Source organism: Allorhodopirellula solitaria (assembly GCF_007859855.1).
In the GTDB taxonomy this organism is placed as follows: Bacteria; Planctomycetota; Planctomycetia; order Pirellulales; family Pirellulaceae; genus Rhodopirellula; species Rhodopirellula solitaria.
Genome location: NZ_SJPK01000017.1, coordinates 13328 through 28383, shown reverse-complemented (window position 1 = coordinate 28383; position 15056 = coordinate 13328). Strand labels below are relative to the sequence as shown.

The 15056-nt window shown below is 57.6% G+C and carries 10 protein-coding genes and 1 pseudogene; 5 read left to right on the top strand and 6 right to left on the bottom strand.

Features of this window, described 5'->3' with window-relative positions; genetic code table 11:
- The first annotated feature begins 309 nt into the window (after positions 1 to 309).
- Positions 310 to 942, top strand: coding sequence for an SMI1/KNR4 family protein (locus tag CA85_RS26205; protein ID WP_391564926.1), 633 nt, complete (start codon positions 310 to 312; stop codon positions 940 to 942).
- 106 nt (positions 943 to 1048) lie between these two features.
- Complete coding sequence (locus CA85_RS21285; protein WP_146393384.1) at positions 1049 to 1453, top strand: hypothetical protein; 405 nt, start codon at positions 1049 to 1051, stop codon at positions 1451 to 1453.
- On the opposite strand, the gene CA85_RS21280 is transcribed toward CA85_RS21285, so the two are convergent.
- The 5 genes from CA85_RS21280 to CA85_RS21260 form a co-directional block, all read right to left on the bottom strand.
- Positions 1409 to 1672 carry a hypothetical protein gene (locus CA85_RS21280; protein ID WP_146393383.1) on the bottom strand — a complete coding sequence of 88 codons (264 nt, stop codon included), beginning with the start codon at positions 1670 to 1672 and terminating at the stop codon, positions 1409 to 1411. The genes CA85_RS21285 and CA85_RS21280 overlap by 45 nt on opposite strands.
- Before the next feature lie 338 nt (positions 1673 to 2010).
- A complete protein-coding gene (locus CA85_RS21275) occupies positions 2011 to 3006 on the bottom strand; it encodes a hypothetical protein (protein ID WP_146393382.1) in 996 nt (331 codons plus the stop codon).
- On the bottom strand, positions 3003 to 4148 hold the full coding sequence (locus CA85_RS21270; protein WP_186775110.1) for a DUF1573 domain-containing protein: 1146 nt from the start codon (positions 4146 to 4148) through the stop codon (positions 3003 to 3005). The genes CA85_RS21275 and CA85_RS21270 overlap by 4 nt, the downstream gene beginning before the upstream one ends.
- A 603-nt stretch (positions 4149 to 4751) precedes the next feature.
- Positions 4752 to 5153, bottom strand: a complete 402-nt coding sequence (locus CA85_RS21265) for a DUF4339 domain-containing protein (RefSeq protein ID WP_146393380.1) — start codon at positions 5151 to 5153, stop codon at positions 4752 to 4754.
- A 40-nt stretch (positions 5154 to 5193) separates the two neighbouring features.
- Positions 5194 to 6030, bottom strand: coding sequence for a PH domain-containing protein (locus tag CA85_RS21260; protein WP_246113046.1), 837 nt, complete (start codon positions 6028 to 6030; stop codon positions 5194 to 5196).
- Positions 6031 to 6077: 47 nt separating this feature from the next.
- Here CA85_RS21260 and nrdR point away from each other — a divergent pair.
- The 3 genes and pseudogenes from nrdR to CA85_RS21245 all read left to right on the top strand — a co-directional run.
- Positions 6078 to 6530, top strand: a pseudogene (gene nrdR, locus CA85_RS21255) (transcriptional regulator NrdR); the annotation flags it as partial.
- Positions 6531 to 6634: 104 nt separating this feature from the next.
- A complete protein-coding gene (locus tag CA85_RS21250) occupies positions 6635 to 7801 on the top strand; it encodes an FtsX-like permease family protein (protein ID WP_146393378.1) in 1167 nt (388 codons plus the stop codon).
- Positions 7802 to 8349: 548 nt separating this feature from the next.
- Complete coding sequence (locus CA85_RS21245; RefSeq protein ID WP_246113045.1) at positions 8350 to 14238, top strand: DUF11 domain-containing protein; 5889 nt, start codon at positions 8350 to 8352, stop codon at positions 14236 to 14238.
- 375 nt (positions 14239 to 14613) lie between these two features.
- Here CA85_RS21245 and CA85_RS21240 read toward each other — a convergent pair whose 3' ends face one another.
- Positions 14614 to 15051, bottom strand: coding sequence for an arsenate reductase ArsC (locus CA85_RS21240; protein ID WP_146393377.1), 438 nt, complete (start codon positions 15049 to 15051; stop codon positions 14614 to 14616).
- Positions 15052 to 15056: the final 5 nt, after the last annotated feature.

The following is a 15056-nucleotide window of genomic DNA, read 5'->3' as shown; positions in this document are numbered from 1 at the left end:
GGTCGTATTACGCTTGGGTCTTCGGGCACGTTTACCAACTGCCGGTAACTCGTCGTTTCGCTGACCGACGGACCGCGACGAGGACGTTTTCGATGATCCTGGACGAACGCACTCGTCAGCGTGGCTTCTGACCCATTTCACGCGACGCGACATCTTGAGCGACGATTCGATTCGCAGGGCGACTTTCACTTGACAGGCTGAAAAAGATGCAGAACCATGACATTCACACGGAGCACTCGAAAACGCGTTTTGGCGATGGTTGCCTTTCCGCTCGTGCCCGGTGATGTCTGCCGTTATCCGTGAATCAGTATGGTGGAAAACCTAACGCAACTAGTTCCTCCGCCGCGACGGCCGTTTGTCGTTCCTCCAATACGTGGAGCTTCAAACGGGTTCGGTCGCTCATGGGAGGATGCGGAAGAAACTCTTGGCATTTCCTTCCCCGAAGATCACAAGCGGGTGGTTGAACGTTACGGAGACGGCTTGTGGGGGGGCAGTTTGGTGCTGATTACTCCAAGGTTCTGCAATGTCTACCGAAACACTGTCGAAATAGCGAGCAACTCACATCTTTTCAACCCGCGTGCTGCTCCATTGTCCGAGGACTCTCAATACTTGAAGGCGTTCCACGATTGTCAACGAGCTGCATGCAACATTCACGAGGCCTCACCATACGAGTTCTATCCATCTAATCCTGGACTGTTGCCACTGGGTTACATCGGCAACAACTACTTGGGTCTGAACCCGAATGGGTGCTATCTTTTTTGGCGCACATCTGAAGAACAGGAGGCTGTCGTTTTGTCGCGCAACCTCAGCTTCCGCGTCTTTCGGCAAGGGCTTTGCAGTTTCCTGTTCAACGCGTTCCAGGGGAACGTGGATCTCGGTGTGTCTCTCGACATTAGCCGCGGGTTTGAGAGTTGGTGGGGTTCGCGGCATAAGAACGGATAACCATCGGATGCACGACGAGTCGCCGAGTCGTGATTTTTGAAGTGGAGGATCACTCGCGGCGACCGCGTGATCCGCAACGTTATCCGACTAGGACGATGAACAAACCGTGACCGCTGACTCGACCTACATCGACCGCGCCCGCGAGGCGCTCGACGACTTGCCCGACACGGCAGACTCCCACGAGGTGCTTGCTGCAATCCACCGGAAGCTGACACTTGATCGTGACATCAAGACCGCGGAGCAGATCGCTGAATCGCGCGCAGCCGTTCAGAGCCGCTCGTCGTCTGCCTGGTGGTCCGATTCGCTTGGATGCATTCTTCCGTTTATCTTGGTCCCAGCATTCTTCATTGCGATGCCGCTACTTTTTTCAGTCGGCGAACGCATTCTTTCACGTCCTGCACGTACCACCGCCAGAGGAACGATTGTAACGGGTGCGATCCGCTTGGTGCGCTCGACGAGTCCTGCATCACGCTGTTTCCAAATTGATAAGGTCGCCGACGGTCGGTTTTGACTGGAGCCAGTTCTCATAGACGGCATCCCACACTCCACTGAGCAGCAGACAACGAAGTGTCATCGTTTGTTGACCGCCTTCCTTCTTCCAACGCATCCCCGACAGCTTCATCCGTTCGCTGACGATCTGTTTGCATGCGGACTCCACCAGGAAATCACGACAGGTAGCGACACGATGTGTCGCGATCGTTTGACCCGACGGAGGAGCCGTATGAGTCAAGGCTCACGTACGGATCTGTGCGGGGGGCGGCTGGCAACAGCCGTCCCTACCGCGATCCTTGAAAACCTCGGGCGCACGCTTCCGTCGGATGAGCCCTTGCCGGGCATCCGTTTTTCGCTCACTGGACGCAGGAGCCTATGCCTCAAAAATCCAACATCCTGGATGCCTGCCACTAAGTTCCGAGAAGAACCATCGAGGTAGGGCTCAAATTCGCAATCAATGTCAATGCATCTCGAGACAATCAGTCCTTCTGCGTGAATGCTCATACAAGCGGTCGTTACCCAACGCCAAGTTGAAAAGCACAGGAATGGAAATCACGAAAATCACGAGCTTGCAAATCAGTTTTGATCCAGTTCTTCGAGGAGAGAAATTGTGTTTGGGATGAAGACATCTTGGTCGAGCAAGCTCAGTTTTGCATCATCGTTCACCGAGCGCCACTTGAGTTGAATCGTCATTGTCGGTTTCTTAGCAGCTTTGTAAACGACCAGGGACGGAAGCGACAATCCACTGACGGAAACGAGAGTCGTCGTGCATTGGGAGATTGTTTCATAAATGAATTCGCCATCCTTTCGCCCAGTTGGGTACACCGACAAATGACTCGTTGGCCAAAATTCGTGTTGCTTATCAAAAGTGATTCTGGTCCCAAGCGAAATGTAGGTCGACTCGTCTCGCCTGCCCACCAGAACGCGAAACGGTGGCCAGTTGCTATAGGAGGCAAGGACTTCATGGCTGGAACGTTTTGTGCGGATATCGCCATAGAAGGCGAGTCCCAGAGTTTGGATGTGAAACGGATAGAGGTCCACGTCGTGTGTTTGCGGTTGATAAAACGTTGATCGGGAAGAAAACTGACCAGCTTCAAAAACAGCCGTTTCCACTTGGTCGCCAACCCTCAAGATCGCTTTCCGGACGACCGTATTGATCGCAGGACGATCGACCGGGCCAGTGGAGGTGCGTTCCCGTCCTGCGGGCAGATTGGTGCGATCCTGATGCACGTGCAGAACTCTCTGTGTTTCCTCATCAAATGAAAACACCCCGGACTGTTCAAATTCATTCTTGATTTGCCCGGCGCGCTTCATCGTTAACGTATAGTCGAACGCACCTTTGATGAGCACATCCCGATTCCGTGCCACTCTATCCGTGATGTACTGCGAATCCACCTTTGGCAATTGGCTGAACTCGGCTTTGCTGATGTCAACCAACGGGCTCCACTTGGAATCCAATGGCTGCTGGGGTTCGTCCGCCCAAGCAATCGGGCACGCAGGCTCCCCAGCGAGTAAGGTCAAGCAGATGACGATCAGGAACAGTGGGGGATTTGGTTGGTTGGCGTGCATCATTTCGTGGGGCCCTCGATTGACGGAGAAAATCTTGGCGTCCTTTTAACTGGAATTTGTGCCAACGTAGTATCCGTGGCCTCGTTAACGACACTTATCGCTTGGCAGTCATTCGGGATGCTGATTCTATCAAAACTTACAATTCTCTTTCCTATCTGAGTAGGCTCAGCTATGACTGGTCCACCCTTCTCACAGCGAAGCACTATCGTTCGACCCAAGGACAGACCCTCCGCGAAGACAATTGTCAAACGGTCGTGAGGCAATGTAAGCACGCGGGGATAAGCGCTGATGGGTTCTACGGCACGTATGTATACTTTGGCTCGAGCTAACGTCTTCTCTTTCGTCTCATCGGCGCGAACAAGGCGGACTTCGCCGACCCGGCTCATGCTAGAGTCAGTGAGACCTTTCAACTTAGCAAGATACAACAGTTTCCCGTTCGAGGTGTTAGAGACCTTTGTCAATTCGCAGTCAGCGAGACTACATCGAACTTCCAGACCTTCCAGGGATTTTCCGTAGAAGCTATCAACAACGATTTCCGTTGAGACCGAATCATCAACCCCAGCGATGAACCGAGATACCGGATTCTTGAGTGTCAGGCTGTAGTCAGTCCGCGAGGCGAAGCGAATCGCGACACGTCTCGCAAACGCCAGTTCGCCTTCACGACTGACATGGAGACTGAGGGTAACGATTGACGTAACGCCGTCAGACCGATTACTTTTGACGCTGACCTTAAGATCACGTGTTTCGCCGGACGCTATGACGAGTTCACTCGGCTCTGCGCTGGTACAACCGCACGATGCTGCTCGGAACGAAACCGATACTGTTGTAGGTTGATCGTTCGTTATTTCTAAGTCAAGTTTCGTCGTTGTGCCTGAAGCTAGATTTCCCAGATCAATCTGGACAGCACCGCCGTTGAGGAGTTTCGATGTCGTGACATCAAAGACGTGTGGCGCGAGTTCCTGCGCGCTAGCACGGCCATTTCCGGACAGCAGTAACAGCAGTAACAGCAGAAACATAACACAGCGCGAGAGTTTCGCTACATCGGAATTCCAACGGGAGGATCTCACAGTTTGATTGATCTTCGGACCGGTGTTTTGAAGCTTGAGGTATCGCAAAAGAGGGAATGCCTTTTCGTGCTGGTGCATGGATCGCTCGTGGGCATTAGCACGTCCGAGCAACAACGATGCCACATGGCAGCGGGACATTTGGTCCAACGGAAACCCTATTTCAACACGGTGCGCTGCCCCCCCCCTTATCCGATAGTCAACGGCGCCGGACGCCCCCCATGCACTTTCGATTGGCTAGTGAAGTTTGCGACTGAGAATCTCCGTTGACTGATATCCGGTTGGCACCGCGTGCGCACCAAAGATGCAGCAGTTGCTAGCGGCGGAATCGCAACTGCCTAGAAACATGGCATTGCTGGGGGGGCCTATCAAACGCGAGGAAATCCGCAAACGGCTGAGTAGTGTCAGTTGGTGGCGATGAATTTCTCTCGCCCGTGTCGATTAACGAACAATCTGATCCGGTGGGGCCGTGTGAGAGCGAATTTGACAAATGCTGTAGCGACAGCAGCGGACAGGCATTTTCTCCTTGGCTGTTCCGATCGAATGCGTACGATGGAATGGGTCGCCAGGGTTTTGCGGCCCGGGTGTTCCTCGCGGTCGATTGCTTGACTTTTTCGAGAAGTCGATTTGTTCGTACGGAGCTTGTTGCCTCGTCCACCACCACGTGGACTGTTCCCGCATTGCTCAGTTCGACGAGTCTTTGCCAACCCGCTTTTGCAGCCAGCGGCGGGCGGAGAGTGCGGGGCCTTGGGAGGCACCTGGCTCCTTGGTCGTGCGACTGGATTTGCTCAGCGAATTCTCAATGATTCGCTGGCGGGTGTTCGTTAAATTCTGGTCGCACTTGGGACAGGTCGACGGCGGCGCGGCGACGCGGACGTTCTCGCAGTGCGGGCAATAGTGCTCGATCGTCGGCCGGCGGGCCGCTTCGAACAGTCCCCCCACGCTATCGGCGGAGAACCACGAGGAATCGTTCTTGCGGATCATCGTTTCAGGACGCACGCTCCCGTCACGGACGAGATCCAACAAATCGGCGGGCCGGAGAGGCCCAACCTCTTCGTTTTCGCGTTTGACAAACCATGCGGTCATGTTTGCGCTCGTATCAGGCGAAAGAAAACGGGAGCTTCGCTCAAATGGATTCAATATGCAGGCTGCGACGACGGCGCTCCTTGCGCCGGACATCGTCGATCAAACCCGCGACTTGACTGACTCGATCAATACCGAGCAATTTGAGTTCCGGGTCGCTGCGATCCGAACTCGTGATCAGGATCGAGCCCACACCCAAGAGTCGTTGCACAGGGCCCTGCTCGTAGCTGACGTCGTCGATATCGATTACTTCCACACGATCGCTCCGGCGGGTAAGCAGCCCCGTCTTGTGAATGAATCGCTGGCTCGTCAGTTCGTAATGATACCCCAATCGCATGCGGGCGTAGTTCGCAGCGACCAAAACCCAGAGCAGCACAATGATGCCCAGTGCGACAGTAAGGGGCAATTGGCTGAACATGAAACAGGCCACCAGCAGCGCGATCGTGATCACAACCAGGACGATCCACCACCCGGTCATGGCTTTCGGGCTATATCCGCCGCTCCACAAGGTCTCCTCGGGATCATGATCGTCGTGCGAATCGCGGTGGTTGGCGACGTGTTTCTCAAATCGATCGCGTGGGGATTCGTGTTCCAGCGGGTGTGCCCGGTCCGCGGGCGGCGGATTCGACGCAGGGCCTGGGGGCGGGCCGCCCCGTCGTTGGTCGTCGGCGGTTGGGTCGAGAGGCTCTGATTCACTCATGGTAGGTCGCTTTTCCAGATCGGTCGGTGTTGCCATGGGGAAATACGGCAGGATCGAATATAACACAGGGCGGAGGAAATCGTGAGTGTCCCGATTTTCTTCCGCAACCGGTGTTCCGCTCTCGACATCGACCGCGAATTTTCCGATCGCGAAATCACTCGTCCGTTGGGCTAGGAGCACCCAACGCTCCCCTGCTCTGCCCCACCCTACTCTCTCCCGTCGCCGCCATGCGTTGCCCGTTTTGCCACTCCGATAACGACAAAGTGCTCGATTCCCGCTCCGCCCAGGCCGGCTATCGGGTGCGCAGGAAACGGGTCTGCCAGGAGTGTGGGCGGCGATTCGTGACGATGGAGCATATCGAGGCGCTCAATGTGCGGGTTGTCAAAGGCGACGAAACCCGAGAGCCCTTTGATCGCGAAAAAATCCGCCGTGGCATCGAGCGAGCTTGCTCCAAACGCTCCGTGGCGAGCGAAACAATCGAAGCGACCGTGCAGCAGATCGAAGCCGCGATCTATGCCGAGTTTGATTTCGAAATCCCGGCTCAAAAAATCGGCGAGGTGGTGCTGCGTTTTCTCGCCGATGTCGACGAGGTCGCCTACATCCGATTCGCTAGCGTGTACCGCGAGTTCTCCGGGGCCACGGATTTCCTGCGAATGATCACTGGGCTGCAGCAAGTCGCGGGCGACGATCAGGTTGAGGTCCCCCCGGTCGCTGATGACCCAGAAGACGAGCCACCGGTGAAGGAAAAATTCAAACGACATTCCCGCGCCCAGCGAAACGGCTCATGAGCCGCACGCCACTGGCCTGGAAGAATCTCGTCCACGAGCCCCGCCGACTGCTGCTGGCGTCGGCGGGCGTCGGGTTCGCCGCGGTGTTGATGTTCACGCAGAATGGATTTCGACACGCGCTGCTCGATAGCCCCGTGCAACTGATCGAGTGGATGGAGTGTGATCTCGTTGCGACCAGCACCGCCCGATACATGCTGCCGGTGAACCAGCGATTCGCCCGCTCGCTGCTCCGCCGGGCCGAGTCCGATCCCGACGTTTCCGCCGCCGAGGCGCTGCTGATCGAACGATTGATGGCCCGCGTGCGTGTTGCCGGTGAGCGGGCGCGCCCGATCCGGGTGGTCTCCGTTCCCGACCCGCCCGGCTGGTTGACGATTCCAGGATTGAAGGAGCAGCGGTTGTCTCTCCAGCCACCGGGGACGGCGTTGATCGACCGAAAAACACGCGCTCGGTATGGATTCCAATTCGATCACCGGGGCTCGCCTCTACCGCAAACGGTGGAACTCGCCGAAAAACGCATCCGGATCGTCGGCAGCGTCACGATCGGAACGGACTTTGCCAACGAAGGTTCGCTGCTGATCCGAGAGAGCGAGTTTGCCAGGTATTTCCCACTTCGCGGAAGCGGCAGTCCCCTCGGTGTCGTTGATGTGGGGATGTTTCGGATCAAGCGAGGCGCCGACCCCGATCAAGTCGCCGAGCGTTTGACCAACCTGGCTCCTTGTATCTGGAACGTCGTTCGTAAGGACGAGTTGAAACAGAAGGAAAGGAAGTTTTGGAGTGAGCAGACGCCCGTCGGCGCAATCTTCTTTATCGGCACCGTGATGGGTTTCGTCGTCGGTGTGATTATCTGTTACCAGATCCTCTACACCAGCCTGCAGGACGCGATGCCCGAGTTCGCCACGCTCAAGGCGATGGGCTATCCCAACAGATACTTTGTAGGCGTGGTCGTTCGCCAATCGGTATTCCTGTCCTGGTTTGGCTTCGTCCCGGCGGTGCTCGTGGCACTGGCGTTGTTCTGGATGCTCGAGAGTTATTCCGGGCTGCCGATGCGGCTGACATTCACGCGTGCCATCACCGTGCTCGCACTGACCACCTCGATGTGCTTGATCAGCGGCCTGCTGGCCCTGCGCAACCTCGTTCGCGCCGATCCGGCAAGCTTGTTCTAACCGTCTCTCACGACGCGCAGGGCCAACGGTCAAGCATCCAGGCCGATGGATGCAGGCCAGGCGAATGGGCCGGACATCACAAGCACGTGGCGTATTCTCTTTTTGGGGAGTCGCAAGCATCTGTTGCAGTCCATGTTCTGAGTCCAATCGAGACCTCTGTTTCGATCGGCGATGCATTATCCGATCGGGCCGATCGACACCCAGCACTGGCAACCTTGACCAAGAACGAACAACGCTTTCTGCGAGGTTTGGCTGACAGCGAAACACCGCCGCAGCCGTTCTCGTCCGATTTCACCCGCAAATACACGGACTTCGCACCGCCTCCAATGCCCAGCGGGCTGCTCAGTCCCTCGTCGTCAGCGACGTGGTCGAGCGTGAGGAATCATCCTACGTGATCACCGATCGCTTCTTGCGGCTCTGGATCAGCCAGTTGCAGTCGTGAGCTGACGACACGCTGCCGACTCGCCATCTTTTCTGCGCGGTGCTATCCTCTTATCTTGCCTAGTCTGACTAATCACTCAGTCCGCGAGAATCAGGATAATCAGCCCATGACGGACCAACGCCGACGGACAAAGTTCCCCCACGCTACAGCAAACACCAAGCGACGCCGCCGTCGAATCAGCCGCGACTACCGTCGTCGGCTGCATCTGGAACCGCTGGAGAATCGCCGGTTGCTGGCCGCAGGCACCGACCTCGCGAATCTCTCGGGCCTCGTCTACAACGATTTCAATGGTGACGGATTCACGCCGGGCGAGCAGGTTGTCAATGCCTCGGTGACGCTTTACCGCGATGATGGCGATGGGCAGTTCGAACCGGATAGTGGCGACAGTCAAGTTGCGACAACGCCGACGGACGCCGACGGTCGGTACACGTTCGAGCGATTGACTGCGGGTCAGTACTTCGTATTGCAACCGGCCCAGGACGTCAGCGGGGTCTCCTTGCAGCAGGCTGTTTCGCCGCCGGTCACGATCACCGCGGAGCAGGTCGCGGGGCAATTGATCCGCACGATCGATGGATTCGATGGCGCCATGCAGACCGTTTCGGATGAAGTGCTCGACGGCGTCCCTGTGACGTCGACTGCGGACGCACCCGAAGCGATTGGTGGCTCGCGAGATCTACTGGTCAACAAGACAAGTGATATCGGCACGATCAGCCTGGTCGTCAACGACCCTGTCTCACCGGATCTCTTGCAAGTTCGCTCGGACGGTTTCGGTGGCGGGCAGCGTGTTGTGATTTGGGACGGGGCCGACGATGACCCGACCGTCGTCAACGATGATGGTCTCGGTGGAATCGATTTGACTAGCAATGGCGAGGCTGCGGGCATGCGCCTGGTCATCGGTGCGGATTTGCCTGCAGGGGCGGCCATCGTGCGGCTCTACACCGACGACGGCAATGGCAGCACGCTGACCCTGAGCAGCACGGCAACACTCGATATCCCGCAAACGACGACCCAGCCCACGTCGGTGGAATTCGTACCCTTTTCGGACTTCACCACCGCTTCGGGAGCGAGCGGTCCGGCGGACCTGACGAGTATCGGTGCGATTGAGTTCGAGGTCGTCGCGGACCCCAATTACGATGCGCTCGCGGATTTGATCGGTACGATCGGACCGAATTTGATTCCCGTTGCCGATTTCGATAACTATGAACCGATCGATTTGAATCTTTCGAAAGAACTGATCACGGCAGATCCGAACGTGAACTTGCCCGTCTCGTTTCGTTTGACGCTGCTCAACGAAGGTGAGAGTACCGCCACGAACGTGGTGGTTACCGACAACCTGCCCGCGGGCATTACGTACAGTTCGGATCAACCTTCGGCAGGGTCGACCTATGCATCCGATACAGGGCTTTGGACGATCCCGAGCCTGGCACCTGGTGCAACCGTCACGCTCGAATTGACCGGGCTCTTGACCAGCAACGCACCTCAAACGAACACGGCGCAGGTCACGGCCGCTGACCAGTTCGATGTCGACAGCACGCCGGATAATTCCGATCCGAGCGAAGATGACCAAGACTCGGCGGTCGTGACAGCAGCACAGATCAATCTTGCGCTCGACAAAACCGTTTCTGAACCCAGTCCCAACGTCGGTGATCCGGTCTCGTTTACCTTGACTCTTTCGAACTCCGGAATCGATGACGCGACCAACATCGTCGTGCAGGACACGCTGCCGCCAGGGCTGACGATCTCATCGAACGAACCGGCGTCAGGGACGTTCAACCCGAGCAACGCACAATGGACGATTCCCTCGCTCGCCGCGGGTCAGTCGACCACGCTGTTGCTGAATTCAACCGTCACGGCGGCGGGTAGCTACACCAATGTTGCTGAGGTGATCGCCGCGGATCAGTTCGACACCAACAGCACTCCCAACAACAACGATCCCAATGAAGACGACCAGGATCAGGTTACGTTTCAAACGCAGACTGCCGATCTCTCGCTGGCCAAGACCGTCGTCGGGCAGGTCTCGAGCATTGGCGACAACGTGACGTTCTCGATCACGGTCAACAATGAGGGACCCAATCCAGCGACGAATGTCCGCGTCCGAGATGTGCTGCCGGCGGGTTTGACCTACGTGTCGGACACCACGAGCGTCGGCGATTACGATTCGGCCAGTGGAGATTGGACGATTGCCGAAGTGCCTGTCGGCACGCCGGTAACGCTCAATTTGGTCGCCGAAGTCACCACGACCGGGACGAAAACGAATACCGCCGAGATCATGGCGTCGGATCAATCCGATCCCGATAGCACGCCGGGCAACGGTTCCTCAGGAACGGCGGGCGAAGAGGATGACATCGACTCGGTCATGCTCACACCCGTCGCCATCGACCTCGAACTGAGCAAGACCACGACCTCGGAGCGTCCCGCCCCAGGGGAAACGTTCACCTACAACCTGACCGTCACCAACACCAGCGCTGACAACGCGACCGGTGTGAGGGTCACCGATCAGATTCCCGTCGGATTGATCTTTCAGTCCTCCACCGTGGATGAAGATTACGCACCCGACACCGGTGTCTGGAACGTAGGCAGCGTGCCTGCCGGTGAGTCACGGACGATCGCCATCAACGTGTCGCTCGATCCGTCACGGTCCGATCTCCTGAGCCCGATCAGCAACACGGCCGAGATCACTGCGGCCAACGAGTTTGATATCGATAGCACGCCCGACAACCACGAGCCCAATGAAGACGATCAGATGACGATCGCGGTCACACCGGCCAATGCGGATCTGTCTCTGACCAAGACGGTCGAAAATCCACTCGCCAACGTGGGCGAGGATGTCACGTTCACGATCACGGCAACGAACTCCGGCCCCGACCCCTCGGGCTCCTTTGTCGTCGCCGACCCGCTTCCCGAAGGCGCTGTCTTTGTGGATGCAACCACAGAAAACGGTTCCTATGATCCGGGAACACAGCGCTGGTCCGTCGCGGGCCTCGAACTGAACGAAACCGCAACCTTGACACTCGTGCTCCGAGCCAGTGCGAGCGGTACGATCAACAACGTTGCGGAAATTGTCTCGGCGAGTCTACCCGACCCCGACAGCACGCCGGGCAACGGTGTCGAAGAGGAAGACGACCAAGCAGCCGCGGTGGCTCAAGCCGAACAGATCGATCTGTCGCTGACCAAGGACACCGATAACCCCACCCCCCGCGCCGGTGAAACATTCAGCTACACGATTACAATCGCCAACGGTGGCCCCGATACCGCGACCAACATCGTCGTCGCCGATCGCTTGCCCGACGAGGTGACGCTCGTCGGCAATGAGCCCGCGTCGGGGTCCTTTGTCTCGAGCACCGGACTTTGGACGATTCCCTCGCTCGCGGCCGGCGAGTCGACGACTCTGAAGCTTGATGGGCGGATCGATTCCATCGCGGGGTTGCCCTCAGATGACCCAATCTTTACGGGCGTGCTCAATACCGCCGAAGTCATGTCCGTCGATCAGACCGATTCCGATAGCACACCCGGCAACGATGTCGAGAGTGAGGATGACCAGGACTCCGTCAGCGTACGCGTGCCGATCGCGGACCTTTCTGTCGAAAAGACCACACTGACGCCCAATCCCAACATTGGTGAGAATGCCCGGTTCGAGATCGTCGTCCAGAACGCTGGACCCGATGTGGCCACGAATATTGTCATCGCCGATACGCTGCCACCGGGTCTGACCTACCTCTCGGATAGTCAGAGTGATAACGACAACGAGTACGCGTCCGACACGGGGCTGTGGACCATCGCCACACTCGGTGTGGGGCAAAGTGTATCGATGCAGCTTGTTGCTGACGTCGAGTTGGCGGGGATGTTCACCAATACGGCCGAACTGATTTCGGTGGATCAGGACGACCCCGATTCGACCCCCAACAATCAACTGCCTGACGAAGACGATCAGTCCAGCGCCACGCTGTCCACGCCCGTCATCGATCTCTCGCTGCAGAAGACCAACATGCCGCTGCGACCATCGGTCGGTAGCGAGGTCACTTTCACACTCGAGGTGCTCAACGATGGGCCCGATGACGCCACCGGTGTTGTTGTCTCCGATGAGCTGCCCGATGGATTTGAGTTCCTCTCATCGAACCACCCCATCGCCTTTTCGCCCCTAACCGGCCTCTGGAATGTCGGCGCTCTGGCCAGTGGCGAATCGCAATCGCTGGAGATTCGAGGCAATGTGATCTCGACCGAACCCTTTGAGAACCTCGCCGAAGTGGTGGCGGCGGACCAATTCGATAGCGACAGCACGCCCGATAACGGTTTCGACAATGGCGAAGACGATACCGCCCGCGTCACGGTCACGCCCGCCAGTGCTGACCTGTCGCTGACCAAGACAGTGGACGATGACACACCCAACGTTGGCGACGATGTTGTGTTCACCCTGACCGTCCGCAACGACGGGCCAGATACCGCCGCGGGCATTGAGGTGCTCGATACCTTGCCACCGGGATTGACTGACATTCGTGCCGACGAGCAAACCGGCAGCTACGATCCAGACGACCGGATTTGGCGAATCGACGAACTCGAGTCCGGCAGTACGGCCGTGCTCACGCTCACCGCAACGGTCGACCGCAGTGCCAACGACAGCGACGAGCCGATCACGCGAACCAACTTCGCTGAAATCATCGCCAGTTCCCAGTTCGACCCTGATAGCACGCCCGGCAACGGTGACAACGACGAAGACGACAGCGCCTCGGTTTCGTTCGTCCCACAGTTGATCGATCTCGCGTTGACGAAAACGAGCGATTCCGATCGCGCCAACGTCGGCGACACGATCGAATACCGCGTCACGGTGAGCAACGATGGACCGACCGATGCAACCGGCGTGGTCGTCTCCGACCCGCTGCCCGCTGGGTTGACATTTGTTTCGGCAACACCCTCGAGCGGAGAAAACTACAATCCACAAACAGGCGATTGGTCGATCCCTCAAATCCCTGCCGGCGAGACCCGGGAGCTGATTCTGAACGCCACCGTCTCGCCCGACCCCAGTATCGTCGACGAGATCCTCGCCAGCGGGATTACCAACATCGCCGAGGTGATTGCCGCCGATCAGCCCGATCGCGATAGCACGCCCGACAACGGTCCTGGCGAAGATGACTACCAAGCCATCACGCTAGAAATTGCCCAGTCCGACTTGTCGCTGACGAAGACCGTCGACAATGCCACCCCGGACCAGAACGACATTATTACGTTCCTGGTTACCGTCAATAATTCCGGGCCCGATACCGCGACCAATATCGTTGTCAACGACGCACTCCCAGTCGGTCTTTCCGATGTACAGGTCACTGCACTGACGGGCGACTTCGACGCGTCGACGAACCACTGGACGATCGCAGAGCTCGAGTCGGGAGGCTCCGCTCAATTGCAGATCCGAGCCCGGGTGACGAGCGCCAACATCGTAACGAACGTCGCCGAGATCATCGCCGCCGATCAACTCGATCCGAACAGCACGCCAGGCAATAGCGACCCCAGCGAAGATGATATGGCGAGTGTCCAGGTGATCCCGCGAGTCATCGACGTCAGCGTCGAGGCATCGGCGATCCCAGAGGAGATTGAACTCGGCGATACCGTAGAGGTCACCGTGACCGTTCACAACGGATCGTCCTCCACCGCACCGCTTGCGGCTGCCGATGACCGGGAAATCTCCGATGCCACCGGCGTCGTTGTCGGTGTGACGATTCCCGAAGGATTGACGTTGATCGACGCCAGTCCAGCGGGTGTCTACGACGCGCCCTCGGAACAGTGGACGGCCGGCGAAGTCGCCGCCAACTCGAGCAAGCAGCTCATCCTAACCTTCCGTGTCGATACGCTCACTCTGAAGACGTTTGAGATCGAAGTCCTCGAAACCAATGAGATCGATATCGACAGCACCGCGGGCAACCACGATCCCGAGGAAGACGACCAAACCAGCGTCTCGATCCATCCCCCCGCCACACTCTCCAAACGCCTGTTCATGGCGCGTTGATCGGCGAGGTGTGGGGAAACTCATGGGTCCGGTGGTGAAACGGCCTGTCGATTTAATCGACAGGCCGTTTCACCACCGGCATTAGGGCGGTAGCCCGTTGCCGGTCCGCCAACGGCAAGCCAATAAGTGGCGGATTTTGCGAAGGCTTTTCTGTGGTGGACGAGGCAACGATCTGTAGATCCCCCACAAGTTTCCCTACGCCGAAGGCGTTGAAGAAAATAGCCGGTGGTTTGAGCGTAAGCGAACACCACCGGATAGGTCACCAAACGCAAGAGCCAACCCCGAATGGGGTTGAAGATCATTCACGACGGGATACTTCTGGGTATCCAACAGCTCGATGCTTCGTCCAATACGACACTTTTTACTCTCGCGTTCCTAACGTCCCGGAAGCATATCCAAGAGTTGGTCTCGGACAAAATCGCGAATCTCGTCGCGAACCCGGCGATACTCATCGAGAGCCTCTTCCTCGCTTGCCGCTTCCTTGGCGAGTTTCGGTGGGTCGTCGAAACCGACGTGTACCAGTTTCGCATCCGTTAGAAATGCCGGACAATTCTCGTCCGCATGACCGCACACCGTGACCACCAAATCGAGCGGTGTTTCTGCCAGCGTACTGGCGAGTTTCGAGGTCTGCGCCGAAATATCCACGCCAGCCTCTTGCATCACTTGCATCGCATTGGGGTTCATCCCGTGCGCCTCGATGCCAGCGGAGTGCACTTCGATTTCATCGCCGTGAAAATGCCTCGCCCAACCCTCTGCCATCTGGCTGCGACAGGAGTTGCCCGTGCATAGAAATAGAACCTGCTTTGGAGCCATGAGAG